Source organism: Arthrobacter sp. 260 (genome assembly GCF_013116745.1).
Classification (GTDB): domain Bacteria; phylum Actinomycetota; class Actinomycetes; order Actinomycetales; family Micrococcaceae; genus Arthrobacter_D.
This window is the reverse complement of record NZ_JABFOE010000007.1, coordinates 55,024-73,186: the sequence shown is the minus strand read 5'-3', so window position 1 is coordinate 73,186 and position 18,163 is coordinate 55,024. Positions and strand designations below refer to the sequence as shown.

Sequence of the window (18,163 nt, the reverse complement as noted above, 5' to 3'; positions counted from 1 at the left end):
CTTCACTACCCAATGGGCCGTGCGCAAGCTCCGCGCGCCGCCGCTCACCGCAGAATCTCTGCCTTTCACATCTGGGAGTGTGAGCGCGCACACATATCCACGGCATCCGCGGTTAGTCTGGTCAGCAGTATCGCGGTGCGGCGTGCCGGTTTCGAACCGTGTGGCTCACCGCCCCAGAGAGATAACCGGCAGAAGAAGGGCAGAACATGTCTGAGAACACGCAGACCACCCAGGGCGACGCATTCGAGAACCTCCTCCTGGAGGAGCGCAGCTTCCCCCCGACCGAGGAATTCGCCGCGAACGCGGTGGCCCAGCCGTCCCTGTACGAGGAGGGCAAGGCGGGCCCTGAGTTCTGGGCCACCCAGGCGAGGTCGCTCCTGAGCTGGGATGAGGACTTCACCGAGGCACTCGACTTCTCTGATGCACCATTCGCCAAGTGGTTTGTCGGGGGCCGGGTCAACGCCGCCTACAACGCGCTCGACCGCCACGTCGAGGCGGGCCGCGGAGACCGCGTGGCCATCCACTTCGAGGGCGAGCCGGGCGACACCCGCTCCTACACGTATGCGGAGCTCACCGAGGAGGTCAAGAAAGCCTCCAACGCCTTCCTGTCGCTCGGCGTCGAAAAAGGCGACCGGGTAGCCGTGTACCTGCCGATGATCCCCGAAGCAGTCATCACGATGCTCGCCTGCGCCCGGATCGGCGCGGTCCACTCGGTGGTCTTCGGCGGGTTCTCCGCCGACGCGCTCCGCAGCCGGATCGATGACGCGGAAGCCAAACTGGTGGTCACCGCTGACGGCACCTACCGCCGGGGCAAGCCCAGCTCGCTGAAACCCGCTGTGGATGGCTCCCTGGAACGTGAGGGCCACACGGTCACGAACGTGGTGGTCGTCAAGCGCAACGGTGAGCCGGTCGAGTGGACCGAGGGCCGGGACGTGTGGTGGGACGACGTCGTCGGCACCGCCTCCCCCGATCACACCGCCGAGGGCCACGACTCGGAGCACCCGCTGTTCATCCTTTACACCTCAGGGACCACCGGGAAGCCCAAGGGCATCCTGCACACCACCGGCGGCTACCTGACGCAGACGGCCTTCACCCACAAGAACACGTTCGACCTCCGGCCGGAGACTGACGTGTTCTGGTGCACGGCCGACGTCGGCTGGGTCACCGGTCACAGCTACGTCGCCTACGCGCCGCTCGTCAACGGCGCCACCCAGCTCATGTACGAGGGCACGCCCGACACCCCGCACCAGGGCCGCTGGTGGGAACTGGTGGAGAAGTACAAGGTGTCGATCCTCTACACCGCACCCACCGCGATCCGGACGTTTATGAAGTGGGGCCGGGACATCCCCAAGAAGTACGACCTCAGCTCCATCAGGGTCCTCGGCTCCGTCGGCGAACCCATCAACCCCGAGGCGTGGATGTGGTACCGCGAAATGATCGGCGGCGGCAGCGCACCGATCGTTGACACGTGGTGGCAGACCGAGACCGGCGCCCACATGATCGCCCCGATGCCGGGCGTCACCCACGCCAAGCCGGGCTCCGCGCAGGTGGCGGTACCGGGTATCTCCGTGGACGTCGTGGATGAGATGGGCCAGTCGGTCCCCAACGGGTCGGGCGGCTACCTGGTGGTCCGCGAACCGTGGCCGTCGATGCTCCGGGGCATCTGGGGCGACCCGCAGCGGTTCAAGGACACCTACTGGTCCCGCTTCGACAACATGTATTTCGCCGGCGACGGCGCGAAGCGCGATAAGGATGGCGACATCTGGCTGCTGGGACGTGTTGACGATGTCATGAACATTTCCGGTCACCGACTGTCGACCACTGAGATCGAGTCGGCACTGGTGAGCCACCCCTCCGTGGCTGAGGCCGCCGTCGTCGGCGCGTCCGATGAGACGACCGGCGAGGCGGTGGTGGCGTTCGTGATCCTGCGCGGCTCCGCCGTCGACGACGACGACATCGTTACCACCCTGCGCAACCACGTGGGGAAGGAGATCGGTCCGATCGCCAAGCCACGCAACATCCTGGTAGTGCCCGAACTGCCGAAGACCCGGTCGGGCAAGATCATGCGCCGTCTGCTCAAGGACGTTGCCGAGGGCCGCGAGGTCGGCGACTCGTCGACCCTGTCCGACCCCACGATCATGGCCCAGATCGCACAGTCACTCAGGAAGTAGCACCCCTCCTCCACCGACTGGACCAGACCAGGCGGTGACGCGTCCGCAGCACGCTGCGGGCGCGTCACCGGGTTAAGGGGCGATCGACAGGTCCGTCGTGACGGGCCAGCTATTAACGTGCGGATGTGACCTGCGTCCCGGTGGGGTGTGATCTTGCCCTGAATAGATGGCGCAGCGCCCGGAGCGCCGAGGACAATTTCGAAGCGTGTCTACTACTACCGCCCCCGCGATCCCCGGGCCGCCGCCAGCCGCCAACCGCAAGATGGCCAGGAAGTCAGCGGCCGCCTCATTTGTTGGCACCACCCTTGAGTCCTACGACTTCTACGTCTTCGGCACTGCCGCCGCACTGGTGTTCAACCAGGTGTTCTTCACCTCTCAGGACCCGCTCGCCGGAACCCTGTCGGCGTTCCTGATCTTCGCAATGGGCTTCGTGGCCCGCCCCTTGGGTGCCATCCTGTTTGGGCACCTGGGCGACCGGATTGGCCGCAAGAAGACCCTGATCTGGACCATCGTGCTCATGGGCCTGGCCACCGGTTCGGTGGGGCTGCTCCCTGACTACAGCGTGATCGGCGTGTGGGCTCCGATCCTCCTGACCATCCTGCGGCTGCTGCAGGGGCTCTCCCTCGGCGGCGAGTGGGGCGGATCCATCCTGATCGCCACCGAGCACGCCGAGCCCCGCAAACGGGCCCTCTATGCCTCGATCCCCCAGCTTGGCTCCCCGGTCGGCACCATGCTGATCTCGCTCGTGTTCCTGATCCTCGCGGTGGCGGCTCCCGACGTCATGACCACCTGGGGCTGGCGCATCCCGTTCCTCCTCGCCTTCCCGTTCCTGGGTATCGCCCTGTACCTGCGGCTCGCCATCGATGAGACGCCGGTGTTCAAGTCGACCGTGCAGGCCCAGGCACCCGCCCGCATTCCGTTCTTCGAGGTGATTCGCCGGCAGCCGGCAGCCATTGCCGTCGCCGCCGCCGCCGCAGTACTCGGCATCGGGTCCTACTTCCTGATGGTCTCCTACACGCAGGCCTACGGCACCGAACGGCTGGGGCTGGACCAGGCGACGGTCCTGAACGCCGCACTGATTGGCTCACTGCTGCAGCTCGCAACCATTCCTGCCTTCGGCTACCTCGCCATGAAGATCGGCTCGGCCAAGGTAGTGGCAGGTGGCGCGATCGGCACCGCCCTGATCGCGTTCCCGCTGTACTGGGTAATCAGCATCGCTGACGCACCCACCTATATCGCAGCCATCCTGCTGGGCGGCATCCTGCCCACGGCAAGCTGGGCCGCGCTGGGCGGGTTGATGGCTGATCTCTTCGAACCGCGCACCGGTTTCACCGCCCTGTCGTTCGCCTACAGCCTGGCAGCGATCGTCGCCGGTTTCGCACCCTCGATCACCCAACTCCTCGGCCAGGCGACCGACGGTGCCTGGTGGCATCCCGGTATTGTGCTGGCGGTGATGAGCCTGGTGACGGTAGCAGGCGCGCTGGCGGCAGTCCGGCTGCGCCGGAAGACCCAGGGTGTTGAGCCTGCACCCGTCCCGGCAGAAGCCAGCCACTAATCACCGGTGTGGGGCAGCGAGGGGGCGTGGGGCATAGTTAAGCCATGCCGAAGACCACCACCCTCCTGATCATCAACGGACCCAACCTCAATCTCCTGGGCACCCGGGAGCCAGCCACGTATGGGACGTCCACACTGGCCGACGTCGAGGCGGTCGCAGCCGAGGCTGCCGGCCAGCACGGCTGGGCTGTGACCTGCGTGCAGTCCAACCACGAGGGCGAACTGGTGGACGCCATCCACGGCGCTGCCGGTACGGCCGACGGCATCGTCCTGAACGCTGGCGCCTACACCCACACCTCGGTCGCGCTCCGCGACGCGGTCGCCGCCGTCGGCCTCCCGATGGTCGAAGTCCACCTCAGCAACGTGCACCGGCGCGAGGAGTTCAGGCATCACTCCTACCTCTCGGGGGTGGCCGAGGCGGTCATCGTGGGCGCCGGGATCAGCGGCTACCGGTTCGCCGTCGACCTTCTGATCGAGAAACTCTCGCCCGGATCCGTCGGTTAGAGCCCGACATGGGGGACGATAGGAGCATGATCGACATCACACCCATTGACGGCGACACGTCTGACGCCCCGCTCCTGGAGGTCAAAGACCTCGCCGTGACCTTCAGCACCACCTACGGCGATGTGACAGCTGTGGAGAACGCCAGCTTCACCCTGCGGCGCGGGAAGACCCTCGCGATTGTCGGTGAATCCGGATCGGGCAAGTCGACGACGGCGATGGCCTGCATCGGCCTGCTGCCCTCGAACGGCCGGGTCACCCACGGCAGCATCATGTTTGAGGGCCAGGACATCGTGACCCTTTCCGAAGCCAAGATGCGTGCCATCCGCGGACGGGCCATCGGCCTGGTCCCGCAGGACCCGATGTCGAACCTCAACCCGGTCGCCAAGATCGGCACCCAGGTGGCCGAGACCCTCCTGGTGCATGGAATGGCGACGAAGAAGAACGTGAAGGACCGCGTCATCGAGGTACTCACGGCCGCCGGATTGCCCGACGCCGGCGACCGCGCCAAGCAGTACCCCCACGAGTTCTCCGGCGGCATGCGCCAGCGCGCCCTCATCGCCATCGGGATGGCCTGCCAGCCTCGGCTGCTGATCGCCGACGAACCGACCAGCGCCCTCGACGTGACGGTGCAGCGGACCATCCTCGACCAGATCGACCAGATGACCGAACAGTTGGGCACCTCGGTCCTGCTGATCACCCACGACCTCGGATTGGCCGCCGAACGAGCCTCCGACCTGGTCGTGATGCACCGCGGCCGTGTGGTGGAGGCCGGCCCGGCGCAACAGCTCCTCACCGACCCCCAGCACCCCTACACCCAGTCACTGGTTCGCGCCGCGCCCAGCGTGGCAGCGGTCCGTCTCCAGCCGGGGACGTACCACGCCGACGCCGCGAAACGCGTCGAGGCTGCGGAAGCGGCGTTCGCCGAGCACCAGACCGAGGCGCCCGCGGAAGTCGCCGCGGCCGCCACTGCAGGCCGGAACATCGTCGAGATCCGCGACCTGACCAAGGTCTACAAGCGGCGGGGTAGCTCCGAGGACTTCTACGCCGCGAAGAACGTGACCCTCGACGTGCCCCGCGGCCAGACCGTCGCCATCGTTGGTGAATCCGGGTCCGGAAAGACGACGACGGCGAGGATGCTCCTGAAGCTCATCGAGCCGACGTCGGGCAGTATGACCTTTGACGGAATGGATGTCGGAACGCTCGACAAGGCACAGCTGGCGGACTTTCGGCAGCGCGTCCAGCCGATCTTCCAGGACCCCTATTCCTCGCTGAACCCGATGTTCACCATTGAACGGATCGTCGAGGAACCCCTCAATGCTTACAAGCGGGGATCCAAGAGTGAGCGGCGGGCTCGGGTCCGTGAACTGATGGACCAGGTCTCGCTGCCGCAGGCTGCGCTGCGCCGCTACCCCTCCGAGCTCTCCGGTGGACAGCGTCAGCGTGTCGCAATAGCCCGTGCGCTGGCGTTGAAGCCTGAGCTGATCATCTGCGACGAGCCGGTCTCAGCGCTGGACGTCCTGGTCCAGGCCCAGATCCTGAAACTGCTCGGCGACCTGCAGGCGGAGCTCGGCCTGAGCTACCTGTTCATCTCCCATGACCTGGCCGTGGTCCGCCTGATTTCTGACTACGTCTGCGTGATGAAGGACGGCGAGCTGGTCGAGGCGGCGAGCTCCGAGGAAGTATTCCAAAACCCGCGCCACCCGTACACGAGGAAGCTGCTCGCATCAATCCCGGGCAACGAACTGAACATCGCCTAGCACCGCTCCCGGCAGCACAAGACCCCGGCAGCACAAGACCCCGGCAGCAAAAGACCCCGGCACCATTGGTGCCGGGGTCTTGTGTGTCCGCTCCGGAGGTCCGGTTACTTCTTCCGGGTCTTGGGGTCCAACGATTCGCGCAGGGATTCGCCCAGGAGGGTGAAGCCCAGTGCTGTGACGGCGATACAGATGCCCGGCAGGAAGGCCAGCTGCGGCGAGTTCGCCAGTTCAGCTTGGGCGTAGGTGAGCATCCGCCCCCACTCGGCCGTCTGCGGCCTGCCGCCGCCCAGCCCGAGGAACGACAGCGCCGCGGCATCGATCACCGCGGTGGCGAGGGTCAGGGTCGCCTGGACAATCACCGGTCCCACACTGTTGGGCAGCAGATGGCTCATGGTGATGGTGGAGCGGCTCAGCCCGAGCGTTTGGGCGGCAAGAATGTAATCCGATCCCCGCTGGGACAGCATCGACGCGCGAAGCAGCCGAGCGAAGATGGGGACCTGTGAGACACCGATAGCGATCATCACCGCGTAGGGCCCCTGGCCCAGGATCGCCGCAATACTGACCGCGAGCAGGAGGTTCGGCACCGAGAGCAGAATGTCAACGAACCGCATGATGACGCTGTCCACCCAGCCGCCCAGACCGCCGGCAAGCAGCCCCAGGATCATGCCGCCGACCAGGCCGAGGGCAGTCGAGACGACGCCGATCAGCAGTGACGCCTGCGCTCCCCAGATCAGCTTGCTAAGCAGGTCCCCGCCGAACCGGTCGAGACCGAGGGGGTAGGCGTCAATCTCGCCGGGACCCGGAATATTGGTGGGAGTGATCTCTGTCCGGCCCGGCAGTTCATCGCCGCCGAACGGAGCGAGAACGGGCGCCAGGATGGCCACCAGCAGGAACAGGCCCACGATAATGGCACCCGCAATGGCCTGCGGGTTTCTCTTGAGCCGCCGGAAGGCATCCTTCCAGAGGCCCGTCCCGGCGCCGTCGGGAATGGTCGGTTCGGTGGGCGTTGGCCCGTCACCGGCGGACGGAGGCAATGTTGTACTCAACTCACACGCACCCTTGGGTCGATGATGCTGTAGGAAATGTCAACGATCAGGTTGATCACTGCGTACAGGATGGCAATGATGATGATGAACCCCTGGAGGACCGGATAGTCGAGACCGAAGATCGCATCTCGCAGGAATCTCCCAATCCCGTTGAACGCGAAGACCGTCTCGGTGAGTACCGCACCGGAAATGAGCAGGCCCACCTGCAGCCCAATGGTGGTGACCACGGGGAGCATCGCGTTGCGGAGGATGAAACGGTTCCGGATGGTCTTTTCCATCAGGCCCTTGGCTCGGGCGGTGCGCACGTAGTCGGCGTTCTGGACCTCAAGGACCGAGGCGCGGGTGATCCGCACAATGATCGCGAGCGGAATGGTGCCCAGCGCGATGCCCGGCAGGATCAGGTGCTGGAACGCGTCCCAGGCCGCATCCCACTCGCCGGTCAGAATGCCGTCCAGCACGTAGAAGTCGGTCACATGGGTGGCGTCCATCCGGGGATCCTGGCGGCCGTCCGGTGGGAGGATCGGCCACTGGATGGCAAAGAGGTACTTCAGGATGAAGGCCAGGAAGAAGACGGGGACAGTGATGCCGAGCAGGCTGAGGACCACAGAACCATGGTCGACAAACCGACCGTAGTAGCGGGCAGCCACGTAGCCCAGGGGGATACCGATCCCGATAGCGAAGATCAGGGCAACGATGGTGAGTTCGACGGTGCCGGGGAACCGGGTGGCGAATTCCTCCAGCACGGGGCGTCCGGTGTTGATCGAGGTGCCGAAGTCACCCTGCAGCAGCTTGCCCATATAGGTGAAGTACTGGGAGATGATCGGCTCATTGAAGCCGTAGAGCTCATTGACCCTCTCCACCGCTTCGGGGGTGGCCCGCTCGCCTAGCAGGGCGGTTGCCGGACCGCCGGGAAGATTGCGTACCCACAGGAACAGCAGGATCGACAGGCCGATCAGTGTGGGTACCAGCAGCGCAAGGCGCTTACCAATGACGCGTAGCACGGGGTCCTTTCAGGAACGGATCAAACATGTGACCAACGAACAACAGGAGAGCCGGGCCGGTTGGCCAGGCTCTCCTGTCATCAAGAGGTGTTACTCGTTGAGTTCGATCATGTTGAAGACCTCGTCATTGACGGGGCTTGCTGGGTACGAATCAACGCGCGGGGCGAAGGCCAGCGATGGTGCGGGGTGGGCCAACGGGATAGCCGGGTTGAACTCGGCAATCTGTTCGTTGATCTCCTCGTACGCGGCGGTCTGTGCCTCACGGTCGGTCATGCCGCGTGCCTCGTCCAGCGCTGCGAACAGCTCGGGGTTGTCGAAGCCGAACTCGAGCTTCTCCTGGCCGAAGAACACACCGATGAAGTTGTCAGTGTCGTTGTAGTCACCCGTCCAACCGAGCAGGTGGATCCCATGATCGGCAGTGCCCTGAATCTTGTCCAGGTAATCGGGGGTCCACACATCCGGTGAAGGCGTGGCGGTGATGCCAACTGCTGCGAGCTGATCGGTCAGGTTGGTGAAGACCTGCTCTGGGGTTGGCATGTACGGCCGTGACACGTTCGTCGGGTAGTTGAACTCGACTTCGAAGCCGTCAGGGTAGCCTGCCTCTTCCAGCAGTTCGATGGCACGCTCGGGGTCGTACTCGTAAGTGGTGACCTCGTCGTTGTAACCGTCGACCACGTCAGGGATGAACTGGGTGGCCAGCTGCGTTCCTTCCGGAAGCGTCTGGTCGATCAGTGCCTGCTTGTCGATGGCGTGGTGGATGGCTTCGCGGACCAGTGGGTCGCTGAGTTCCTCAACCTCGTGGTTAAGGCCCAGGTACAGGATCGTGAATGGATCGCGGGGGACAATCATGAATCCCTCGTCCTCAAGGGTGGGGATATCAGCAGGCGACACGAGGTCGAACCCGTCGACAGTGCCGGCCTGCAGCGCCTGCGTGCGCGCCTGCGGGTCGTCGATCACGCGGAAGATAATGGTTTCCACGTCACCCTGCTCGCCCCAGTAGTCCTCGTAGGTGGACAGCTGCAGCTGCTCTCCCACGTCCCAGGAGTCGAACTTGAACGGTCCGGTACCCACCGGGTTGCTCTCGGCGTACTCGCTGAGGGCTGGCGCCTCGGCGGAGCCACCGATGTCATCGGCAGCGAATTCCTCGAGCGCCGTCGGGCTCTGCATGGCGAACGCTGGCAGGGACAGTGCGGGGACGAACCCTGCGAACGGCTGCGCGAGCGTCACGGTCGCCTCAAGGTCACCGTTCACCTCGCAGGATTCGTAGACCGCTGCATCCGGTGAGTCAGCGAAGCCGCGGAACAGGTTGTTGTAGTAGTAGGACACTGAAGGCGCCTGGGCAACCCCGGTCCAGTTGTACCAGCGGTCGAAGTTGAAGCAGACAGCCTCGGCGTTGAACTCAGTACCGTCGTGGAAGGTGACGCCCTCCCTCAGCGCGAAGGTGGTCGACAGGCCGTCCTCTGAGGTTTCCCAGGACTCGGCGAGCAGTGGCGCGGGGTCTGCGGTGCCCGGCTCGACGCCTACGAGGCCCTCAAACAGTTGACGGCTGACCCGGAAGGTCTCGCCGTCGCTGGCAAATGCGGGGTCGAGTGACGCTGGATCGGACGAAGCAGCGAAGACGAACGTCGAATCGACGGCCGCTCCGCTCTCGCCGCCGGCGGTCTCGTCGTCCCGCTGGCTTTCGACGCAGCCGGAAAGCAACAGCGCACCGATTGCCAATCCTGCCGTGACCACAGCGGCCCGCTTTTTTGCGGGGCGTGAGCTGCGCGGCGGTGTGGCGCTTTCTTGCATGTTGAGCTCCTCATGTACGAGTGGGGAGGCAGTGCACGTGACGTGATGCCCGGACAGCTTCGCGTGAGCGTAGCAATCTGTGGAATGAGCCTATCCCCGAGGAGGGTCCCTGATGGGATTTACATCACAGATGAGGTTACGATTTGGTCACGCGTTGACGCCCGCACGCGAGCTGACGGACACGCTAGGGTGGCGTTTCACCTATCGCACCGGAGGAAATGGCATGGCTGAGAAACTCGACACGGCGGCCTGGTACCGGCGCTTCGCGCTCGTGGAGACCCGGGGATACTCGCCCACCTACGATCAGTGGTGCACCGGAATCAGCGAAGATCCGGACCTGCTCGCCCTGCTCGACGACCTGCCAGAGGCCAAGCGGCAACCCAACCTCCTGCTCGGCGCCGCCCGGTTCCACGGGGCCCAGCCGACGCCCTACCCCGAGTTCCGCGGGTTCCTCCTGGAGCACTGGGCGCAGATCAGCGAGACGATGCTCGCCCGCAGCACCCAGACCAACGAGGCGGGCCGCTGCGCGGTCCTGCTCCCCCTTTTCGCGAGGATCGCTGCCACCGAGGGACGCCCGCTGGCGTTGCTTGAGGTCGGCGCTTCCGCTGGGCTGTGCCTGTACCCGGACAGGTACGGCTACTCGTACGACGCCGGCCCGCTGCTGTCCGCCGGGCCAGTCCCGAACGAGTTGGTCATGGAGTGCGCCACGACTGGCCACCCGCCCCTGCCGGCATCGCTGCCCTCGGTGAGCTTCCGCGCGGGGATCGACCTGAATCCGCTGCGAGTGGCTGACGACGACGACGTCGCCTGGCTGGAAGCGCTCGTCTGGCCCGAACATGCCCGACGGCGGGAACGGCTCCGCGCTGCCGTTGGAGTAGCCCGCCGGGAACCACCGCTGCTGGTCAAGGGCGACCTGGCCGTGGATCTGGAGCCGCTGATCCAGCGTGCCCCAGCGGACGCCGTCGTTGTCGTGTTTCACAGCGCTGTGCTGGCGTACGTCGGGGAATCCGGCAGGGAAGCCTTCCGGGACACCATGCTCAGGCTGACGGCCGACCGGAGCCGGCCCGTCCACTGGGTGTCCAACGAAGGCTACGGGGTGCTGCCCGGCGTCGAGGGGGCGCTGCCGAAGGCCGACGTCGAGGTGGACCGGTTGTTTGTCCTCACACACAACGGCGAAGCAGTCGCCCGCACTGGCGGTCACGGGCAAACGCTCGACTGGCTGGAATGAGCGGTTAGCGGCGGTTGCACTGCCCGGCGGAGACGGTGTCGGTGAACGCGCCGGCCTGTTCGGCGATCGGGCGCAATTCCCCGAGAGTCAGGGCGTATCCCACAGGCGCATCCTGGGTCGATTTTGCGAAGATGACTCCGGCCACCCGGCCCTGCATATCCAGCAACGGCCCACCCGAGTTCCCCTGCTGGACGTTCGCCGCGAGGCTGTAGACGTTGACCGAGGACGGGTCAGCGCCATAGATGTTCGCAACCAGGACGTCGCTGCGGTTCTGGATACTTGCCGGTTGGATCTGGAAGGGTCCGCCCGCGGGGAATCCCGCAAAGGCGGCGGTGTCGCCGATGGAGAGGTCCTCCCCGAGCGGCAGTGCCGCCCGGTCCAGCCCGTCCACGGCGAGGACCGCAAGGTCGCGGACAGCGTCGAAGTAGACGATCCGGCCGGGCAGCGCTCCCCCGCCGGGAATCTCCACCACCGGCTCGTTCACGCCAGCGACCACGTGAGCGTTGGTCACCACCCGCCCCGGGGCGATGATGAAACCCGAACCGGTCTGGTTCTGGCCGCACTGGAACGCTGTCCCGGCGATCCGGAGCACCGATTCGGAGGCGACGGCCAGCTCCGGAGTATCGACGGCGGCGTCCGGCACCGGCGCCGGAGCGGCAGGGGCGACACTTTCGAGGATGGTGGGGATACCGTCGTCGACGGCGATGGTCCGCAGCTCGGCCATCCACGTCCGCACAGGGGCCGGGGTGAGGTTATCGATCGTGCGGATGACCTGGGAGGAGGCGATGGACTGGGAGAGGAACGGTACGCCGAGAGTGCCGATACTGAAGGCGAGCATCGACATCACCAGGGCAGCGACCACAACATTCATTACCCCGCCCAGCAGACGGTCGACAGTCCGGATGGGTCGGAAGTCGAGGGCCCGACGGATGCCGGACCCGATCCGCGATCCGATCGCCTGGCCCACCACCACCAGTATCAGGGCGGTGAGGATGATCGCGGGGAGCCGCCAGGCGTCGTCGGGCACCCACTCGCTGACCAACGGGATCGCGAAGAAAGCCGCCACAGCCCCGGCCACGAAACCAGCGATTCCTCCGAGAGTCACCAGGAAGCCGTTCCGGAAACCGGCGACCAGGTATCCCAGCAGTGCGAGCACCAACAGGATGTCCAAGATGGTGAAGTCCGGCACGTACGCTCCCTGATCCTTGAGAGGCGCTCCGCCTCCGTTATACAGCCGAGTCTATCGGGCGGGGCTGACAGTCCGCTGGGCGGGAGGTCAGGCGGCTGGCTCGGGCGTTTCGGGCCCGCAGCCATGCCATTCACCCCAAATGGCAGGCAAATCGGCTATTCCGACGGCGAACACGCGTGTAGCAGGTGTCACAAGTTCGTTATGTACGGCAAGATGGAATGAGCCGACAACTATCAGGAGAATTCATGGACATCGAGGTACTGCGCCGCGCGCCACTCTTCGCTTCGCTGGGCGACGACGTCTTCGCCGCGCTCACCGACGAGCTGACCGAAGTGGATCTCTCACGCGGGGCATCAGTCTTCCGCGAAGGCGATCAGGGCGACCAGCTGTATTTCATCGTGTCCGGCAAGATCAAGCTTGGCCGCACCGCCCAGGACGGCCGCGAGAATCTGCTGGCCATCCTCGGCCCGGGCGAGCTGTTCGGTGAGATGGCACTGTTCGATCCGAGCCCCCGGACTGCCACCGCCACGGCCGTTTCCGAGACACGCCTCGCCGGGTTGAAGAATGAGAACCTGCGCACCCTGCTGGAAACCCGTCCCGAGGTCTCTGCCCAGTTGCTGCAGGCTCTTGCCCGCCGGCTGCGCCGCACCAACGAGTCCCTCGCCGATCTGGTGTTCTCCGACGTTCCGGGCCGTGTAGCCAAGGCCCTGCTGGACCTGGCCGACCGGTTCGGCCGCCCGGCCACCGACGGTATCCTCGTGGCGCACGAACTGACCCAGGAAGAGCTTGCCCAGCTGGTTGGCGCTTCCCGTGAAACGGTCAACAAGGCCCTGGCCGAGTTTGTGCAGCGGGGGTGGCTGCGCCTGGAGGCGCGCGCCGTCGTCATCCTGGACATCCAGCGCCTGCGGCAGCGCAGCCGCTAGCCAGTACGGCTAACCCCGCAGATCACCAGCAATCGTGCAGTTGTGGTGGGTTGGGTACGCCCCAACCCACCACAACTGCACAGTTGTTTAACCGGCACCCGCCAGAGCTGCACAGACCGCGCGCCAACGGCCCGGGCCATGCTTGGCCGTGAGGTGGTTGCGGGCTAGCGGCCGCGCTGTCCTGAACCGCCCTCGGTGGCTACCGAGCAGGCGACCTCGAGCATCGGGTCGGCGGATCCATCGGGGGTGACCAGATGCGGGTAGTAGACCTTCATGGGTCGCTTGTGCGTCAGGTAAGCGACGCAGCCCTTGGAGGACCCGATCTTCTCGAGCATTAGTTCGACGGCGGGGACAGCGATCTCGTCCAGGGTGCGTCCCACCGAGTTCGGCTGGCCCACTTCATCGCCCAGCGCAGTGGTGCCGGCCCGCGCTACCTCCCGCGCAGCACACCGCCATTCCCCCCAAATTCCCTTGCTGGCGAGAATGCTGGCTTCCTGGCCGGTCGGTTGCGCGGCGGCAAAGTAGTGAGTGTCGAACCGGCGGTGCGCGAAGTCCGGGCTGAGCCAGTGCGCCAACGGCTTCAACAGGTCGGTCCGGAGTCCCAGACCGCGGCGGGTCAGAATCTCGGTGAAGGAGCGCTCCTGCGTATTGATGTCCTCGCGGGCCTTCATCCACTCGGGGTTGCGGCTTCCGTCGACCAGCGACACTGCGTCCGGTCCAGCAAGCAGGACACCAGTTTCCTCGAACAGTTCCCTGATAGCTCCCACCACGTGACGTCGGGCGACAAACAGGTCGTCGATACCCATGGCCTTGGCCCACTGGGCGGGTGCGGGCCCGAACCAGGCGACGTCGTCGTCGTCGGACTCCTCGATGCTGCCGCCGGGAAAGGCGACAATGCCGAGCGGGGACTCGCCCCGCCGGTAGGACAGGTAGGTTTCGGTGCCCCCGGGGGCATCACGGATCAACACGACCGATGACGCCGGACGCGGCTTCACCGGCGTTCGCTCGCCGTGCTCCACCCAGCTTCGCGCTGCGCCAAGCTGGTCTTCAGGAACCGGAAAATGACGGTTGGTAATGTGTCCCACAGGAATCAGACAAACTCCGCGATAATTTCGATTTCCACCGGCGCATCCCGGGGAAGCACAGCAACACCGACGGCGGAGCGGGCGTGCGTTCCCGCGTCACCGAGCACCTGACCGAGCAGGTCGGATGCTCCGTTGATGACCTGGGGCTGGCCGGTGAAGCTGGGATCGGAGGCCACGAACCCGACGACCTTGACGATCCGGCTGATCCGGTCGAGGTCCCCGATCTGCGACTTGATCGCAGCCAGAGCGTTCACAGCGCAGGTGGCCGCGTACTCCTTGGCAGCTTCAGGGGTGACTTCGGCGCCCACCTTGCCCAAAGCTGGGAGTTCGCCGTTAATAAGTGGGAGCTGGCCGGCGGTGAAGACGTAGTTGCCGGTGACCACTGCGGGGACGTAAGACGCCAGTGGCTGCGCGACCTCCGGCAGGGCGATCCCGAGATCCAGCAGGCGGCGTTCGACGGCTGATGCAGGGGCGTCGGTGCTGGTCACGACTGGTTCTTCTCTCGTTTCAGGTAGGCAACGAGGCCCTTGCCGTCCGGCCCGGAAACAACCTGCACCAGTTCCCAGCCGTCCTCTCCCCACTGGTCCAGAATCTGCTTCGTGGCGTGGATGATGAGCGGAATTGTCGAGTACTCCCATTTGGTCATGGTTCACAGACTAGCGCGTGCTTGTAAACTGGAGTAATGGCTGCTCGTAAATCACCGATCTTTGACACAGCAACCACCCTGGGGAAGTTGATTGCGTTTCTCGGAATCAGTGCTCTGAGCGGGGTGCTTGCTGCGGGTCTACTGGTCCCTGTCGCTGCGGCGGCGGGTACCGGCGCTTCCGCATCGATTCAGTTCTTCGAGGAACTGCCGGCGGAACTGGAGCGGGGTGCTCTTGCGCAGCCGTCAACTATCCTGGCAGCCGACGGCTCCCTGATCGCCACCCTCTATGAGGAGAACCGGCAGCCGGTCACCCTGGACGAGATCAACCCCAACATGGTGAATGCGCTGCTGGCCATCGAGGACGCCCGGTTCTACGAGCACGGTGGCGTTGATCTGCAGGGCATCATGAGCGCCGTCGTGAGCAACGTCAGCAGCGACACCACCCGCGGTGCCTCCACCATTACGCAGCAGTACGTGAACAACGTCCTGATCGATGCCAGCCTGCAGGCCGGCGACGGAGCCGTGACGTTCAGCGGCGGCAAGACCCTCGGCGACAAGCTTCGCGAGGCCAAACTGGCGATCGCCGTGGAGAAGGAACTCAGCAAGGACGAGATCCTTGAGGGCTACCTCAATATCGTGCCGTTCACCGGCACCACCTACGGCGTGCAGGCAGCGTCACGCTACTTCTTCGACGTGGCGGCCGCTGACCTGAACATCCAGCAGGCAGCGCTGCTCGCAGGGGTTGTCAACGGCCCCACCTTCTACAGCCCCGAGCTGAACCCCGAGCGCGCTCTGGAGCGCCGCAACCTGGTGCTCGGCGCCATGCTCTCGAACAGCCACATCACCCAGGAAGAGTACGACGCCGCCGTCGTCACCGATCTGGGACTCGACATCACCCCGACCTACAGCGGTTGCGTGGGCGCTGCCCAGGCACCGTATTTCTGTGACTACGTCACCCACCTGATCCTCAACGATCCCGCCTACGGCGAAACGCTCGAGGATCGCACCGACACGCTGTACCGCGCCGGGCTCACCATCAAGACCACGCTCGATCCGGTGGCACAGACGGCCGCGCAGACCGCCATCCAGGAGACCGCCGACCGTGCGACCACCGACCCGTCAGTAGGGCACTCGATGGTCAGCATGGAACCGGGAACCGGTGACATCCTGGTGATGGCCCAGAACACGCGCTACATGCCGGGCACCGAACCGGGCGACTCCGTCCTGAACTTCAACGTTGACCTCTATCAGGGAGGCGACCCGGCCAAGCCGTTGGGCGGGGTCGGAGGCTTCCAGCCAGGATCCACCTTCAAGCCCTTCACCGTCGGCGCCTGGCTCGAGGACGGCAAGGCGCTCAACACCGTCATCAACGGCGCGAAGCGGGTCTACCCGCAGGGCGACGAGTGGGAAGCAAGCTGCTACCCCGATGGAACCTATGTGCTGCCCGACGAGGATGGCTACGAGCCCCAGAACTACGGGGACATCAACTACGGCAGCTACACGGTTCTTGAGGGCCTGGCGCAGTCCTACAACACCATCACCATGGAGACCGCCAAGCAGGTGGACCTCTGCATGCCGTTCCAGATCGCAGCGGACCTCGGCATTCACGACGCCAAGAGCGCCGAGGGCGAGTACACGCCGCTGCAGGTCTCCCCTTCTGCCCTCATTGGTGGAGGTAGCGAAATCTCTCCGCTGTCCATGGCCACTGCCTACGCAGCTCTGGGAGCCGAGGGCCTTACCTGTGAACCACGGGCCCTGACTGAGGTAGTGGCAGTTGACGGCACCACCTTCCCTGTTCCTGAACAGACCTGCGAGCAAGCGATTCCCGAGGAACTGGCGCGCGGCATGAACTATGCCACCGAGGCTGTCATGGAACGCGGATCGGGCCAGCTGCTTGAGTACGGTGACATCCCGATGGCCGGCAAGACCGGAACCAACGATGACCGGTCGCAGACCTGGTTCATGGGGTACAACTCCGGCATGGCTACCGCCACCTGGTTGGGAAACTGGAAAGAAAACAGTGTTGGTCTGGGTGAGCTGCAAATCGGCGGCCAGATCTATCCTGAAATTGACGGTTCTTTCATCGCTGCACCATCCTGGGAACGCTATATGCAGCAGATCCCGGACCGCTATCCGGCCGAGGAATTCGTTGACCCACCGCAGCGGATGCTCACCGCGCAGCGCTCCCCCACGCAGACGGCACCTGGCGCCGGCAACCAGGGCCGGCCCGGCGTCGGCAACCAGGCCAGCGCCCCGGGCGCCGGTGGCCCAGCGGATCAAGACAACAACGAAGACGAAGGCTAACCCTTGGGCTCATCGAAGCTGCTCGACGCCACTACGATCGCGTTGGGAGGGACAGCCGCGCTAGCAGTTGCTGGGCTGGGCTACGCCTCGCTGGTGGAGCGGAACCTGTTCCAGCTCCGCGAAGAGACCCTGCCGATCCTCCCTCCGGGGAGCCGGCCGGTGCGGATCCTGCACCTGTCCGACATTCACATGGCACCCCACCAGGCCGCCAAGACCCAGTGGTTGCAGGGGCTGGCCCGGCTGGAACCCGACCTCGTCGTGAACACCGGCGACAACCTCAGCCACCGCAAGGGTGTTGAGCCGTTGCTTGAGGCGCTGGGTCCGCTGCTGCAGTTCCCCGGCGTGTTTGTCCCAGGGTCCAACGACTACTACGCACCGGTGCTCAACAACCCGTTGCGGTACTTCTCCGGTCCCTCGAAGCACCGCAGCGACCGTGAGCCGAAGGCACTGCCCTGGGCCGAAATGTTCAGGAGCTTTGGTGCCGCTGGCTGGATCGATCTGTCCAACCGGTCGCAGTCGATTGCGATGGGCAACCTGCGTCTCGACTTCACCGGTGTGGATGATCCCCACATCAACCGCGACAGCTATGCGGGCTACCCCGCCGGCAGCAGCACCTCCTCCAACGCACCGCACCTGCGGATCGCCGTCGCTCACGCCCCCTACCAGCGGGTGCTGGACTACTTCACCGCCGACGGCGCCCACCTCATCCTCGCGGGGCACACCCACGGCGGACAGGTCTGTATCCCGGGCTACGGCGCGTTGGTCAGCAACTGCGACCTTCCAACCTGGCGGGCACGTGGCCTGACCGATTGGGAGCACGAGGGTCGCACCATCCCGCTGAACGTCTCAGCCGGGATCGGCACCTCACGGTTTGCGCCGGTCAGGTTCGCCTGCCGTCCCGAGGCAGTGCTGCTGACCCTTTCCTCACGGTAGGGGACGGCCGCTGAGACAGCGGCAAGGCTCT

15 protein-coding genes are annotated in these 18,163 nt (G+C 65.3%); 8 read left to right on the top strand and 7 right to left on the bottom strand.

Features of this window, described 5'->3' with window-relative positions; genetic code table 11:
- Positions 1-206 precede the first annotated feature (206 nt).
- From acs to HMI57_RS09595, 4 genes are all read left to right on the top strand, one after another.
- Positions 207-2,171 (top strand): acetate--CoA ligase, encoded by a 1,965-nt coding sequence (gene acs / locus HMI57_RS09610; RefSeq protein ID WP_171585751.1) that lies wholly within the window; start codon positions 207-209, stop codon positions 2,169-2,171.
- A 205-nt stretch (positions 2,172-2,376) separates the two neighbouring features.
- The gene (locus HMI57_RS09605) at positions 2,377-3,726 is read left to right on the top strand and encodes an MFS transporter (protein ID WP_171585750.1); all 1,350 of its coding nucleotides are present in this window, start codon (positions 2,377-2,379) and stop codon (positions 3,724-3,726) included.
- A 44-nt stretch (positions 3,727-3,770) separates the two neighbouring features.
- Positions 3,771-4,229 (top strand): type II 3-dehydroquinate dehydratase, encoded by a 459-nt coding sequence (gene aroQ, locus HMI57_RS09600; protein ID WP_171585749.1) that lies wholly within the window; start codon positions 3,771-3,773, stop codon positions 4,227-4,229.
- Between the two features lie 26 nt (positions 4,230-4,255).
- Positions 4,256-5,986, top strand: a complete 1,731-nt coding sequence (locus tag HMI57_RS09595) for an ABC transporter ATP-binding protein (protein WP_171585748.1) — start codon at positions 4,256-4,258, stop codon at positions 5,984-5,986.
- Between the two features lie 104 nt (positions 5,987-6,090).
- Here HMI57_RS09595 and HMI57_RS09590 read toward each other — a convergent pair whose 3' ends face one another.
- The 3 genes from HMI57_RS09590 to HMI57_RS09580 all read right to left on the bottom strand — a co-directional run bounded on the left by HMI57_RS09590 (position 6,091) and on the right by HMI57_RS09580 (position 9,824).
- Positions 6,091-7,032 (bottom strand): ABC transporter permease, encoded by a 942-nt coding sequence (locus tag HMI57_RS09590; protein WP_171585746.1) that lies wholly within the window; start codon positions 7,030-7,032, stop codon positions 6,091-6,093.
- The gene (locus HMI57_RS09585; protein WP_171585744.1) at positions 7,029-8,033 is read right to left on the bottom strand and encodes an ABC transporter permease; all 1,005 of its coding nucleotides are present in this window, start codon (positions 8,031-8,033) and stop codon (positions 7,029-7,031) included. Before HMI57_RS09585 ends, HMI57_RS09590 begins: the two co-directional genes overlap by 4 nt.
- A 90-nt stretch (positions 8,034-8,123) precedes the next feature.
- Positions 8,124-9,824, bottom strand: a complete 1,701-nt coding sequence (locus tag HMI57_RS09580) for an ABC transporter substrate-binding protein (RefSeq protein WP_225668651.1) — start codon at positions 9,822-9,824, stop codon at positions 8,124-8,126.
- A gap of 223 nt (positions 9,825-10,047) precedes the next feature.
- On the opposite strand from HMI57_RS09580, the gene HMI57_RS09575 reads away from it, so the two are divergent.
- On the top strand, positions 10,048-11,052 hold the full coding sequence (locus HMI57_RS09575; protein WP_171585743.1) for a DUF2332 domain-containing protein: 1,005 nt from the start codon (positions 10,048-10,050) through the stop codon (positions 11,050-11,052).
- Between the two features lie 4 nt (positions 11,053-11,056).
- On the opposite strand, the gene HMI57_RS09570 is transcribed toward HMI57_RS09575, so the two are convergent.
- Positions 11,057-12,241: a MarP family serine protease gene (locus HMI57_RS09570; RefSeq protein WP_171585740.1), complete on the bottom strand. Its 1,185-nt coding sequence runs from the start codon at positions 12,239-12,241 to the stop codon at positions 11,057-11,059.
- Positions 12,242-12,486: 245 nt separating this feature from the next.
- Here HMI57_RS09570 and HMI57_RS09565 point away from each other — a divergent pair, with 245 nt between their 5' ends.
- A complete protein-coding gene (locus HMI57_RS09565) occupies positions 12,487-13,164 on the top strand; it encodes a Crp/Fnr family transcriptional regulator (protein WP_019483148.1) in 678 nt (225 codons plus the stop codon).
- A gap of 164 nt (positions 13,165-13,328) precedes the next feature.
- Here HMI57_RS09565 and HMI57_RS09560 read toward each other — a convergent pair whose 3' ends face one another.
- The 3 genes from HMI57_RS09560 to HMI57_RS09550 are packed head-to-tail and all read right to left on the bottom strand — an operon-like array spanning position 13,329 to position 14,895.
- Positions 13,329-14,249, bottom strand: coding sequence for an NUDIX hydrolase (locus tag HMI57_RS09560; RefSeq protein ID WP_171585738.1), 921 nt, complete (start codon positions 14,247-14,249; stop codon positions 13,329-13,331).
- A gap of 5 nt (positions 14,250-14,254) precedes the next feature.
- Positions 14,255-14,737 carry a RidA family protein gene (locus HMI57_RS09555; protein ID WP_171585736.1) on the bottom strand — a complete coding sequence of 161 codons (483 nt, stop codon included), beginning with the start codon at positions 14,735-14,737 and terminating at the stop codon, positions 14,255-14,257.
- The gene (locus tag HMI57_RS09550; RefSeq protein ID WP_171585734.1) at positions 14,734-14,895 is read right to left on the bottom strand and encodes a DUF4177 domain-containing protein; all 162 of its coding nucleotides are present in this window, start codon (positions 14,893-14,895) and stop codon (positions 14,734-14,736) included. The genes HMI57_RS09555 and HMI57_RS09550 overlap by 4 nt, the downstream gene beginning before the upstream one ends.
- 36 nt (positions 14,896-14,931) lie before the next feature.
- Here HMI57_RS09550 and HMI57_RS09545 point away from each other — a divergent pair, with 36 nt between their 5' ends.
- Positions 14,932-17,199 carry a transglycosylase domain-containing protein gene (locus HMI57_RS09545; RefSeq protein WP_171585732.1) on the top strand — a complete coding sequence of 756 codons (2,268 nt, stop codon included), beginning with the start codon at positions 14,932-14,934 and terminating at the stop codon, positions 17,197-17,199.
- Between the two features lie 3 nt (positions 17,200-17,202).
- The gene (locus HMI57_RS09540; protein ID WP_171585730.1) at positions 17,203-18,132 is read left to right on the top strand and encodes a metallophosphoesterase; all 930 of its coding nucleotides are present in this window, start codon (positions 17,203-17,205) and stop codon (positions 18,130-18,132) included.
- Positions 18,133-18,163: the final 31 nt, after the last annotated feature.

Excerpts from the sequence above, each read along its gene's own strand:
- acs (WP_171585751.1), top strand. The coding sequence starts at position 207 with ATGTCTGAGAACACGCAGACCACCCAGGGCGACGCATTCGAGAACCTC.
- aroQ (WP_171585749.1), top strand. The coding sequence starts at position 3,771 with ATGCCGAAGACCACCACCCTCCTGATCATCAACGGACCCAACCTCAAT.
- HMI57_RS09595 (WP_171585748.1), top strand. The coding sequence starts at position 4,256 with ATGATCGACATCACACCCATTGACGGCGACACGTCTGACGCCCCGCTC.
- HMI57_RS09580 (WP_225668651.1), bottom strand. The coding sequence starts at position 9,824 with ATGCAAGAAAGCGCCACACCGCCGCGCAGCTCACGCCCCGCAAAAAAG.
- HMI57_RS09575 (WP_171585743.1), top strand. The coding sequence starts at position 10,048 with ATGGCTGAGAAACTCGACACGGCGGCCTGGTACCGGCGCTTCGCGCTC.
- HMI57_RS09565 (WP_019483148.1), top strand. The coding sequence starts at position 12,487 with ATGGACATCGAGGTACTGCGCCGCGCGCCACTCTTCGCTTCGCTGGGC.
- HMI57_RS09550 (WP_171585734.1), bottom strand. The coding sequence starts at position 14,895 with ATGACCAAATGGGAGTACTCGACAATTCCGCTCATCATCCACGCCACG.
- HMI57_RS09545 (WP_171585732.1), top strand. The coding sequence starts at position 14,932 with ATGGCTGCTCGTAAATCACCGATCTTTGACACAGCAACCACCCTGGGG.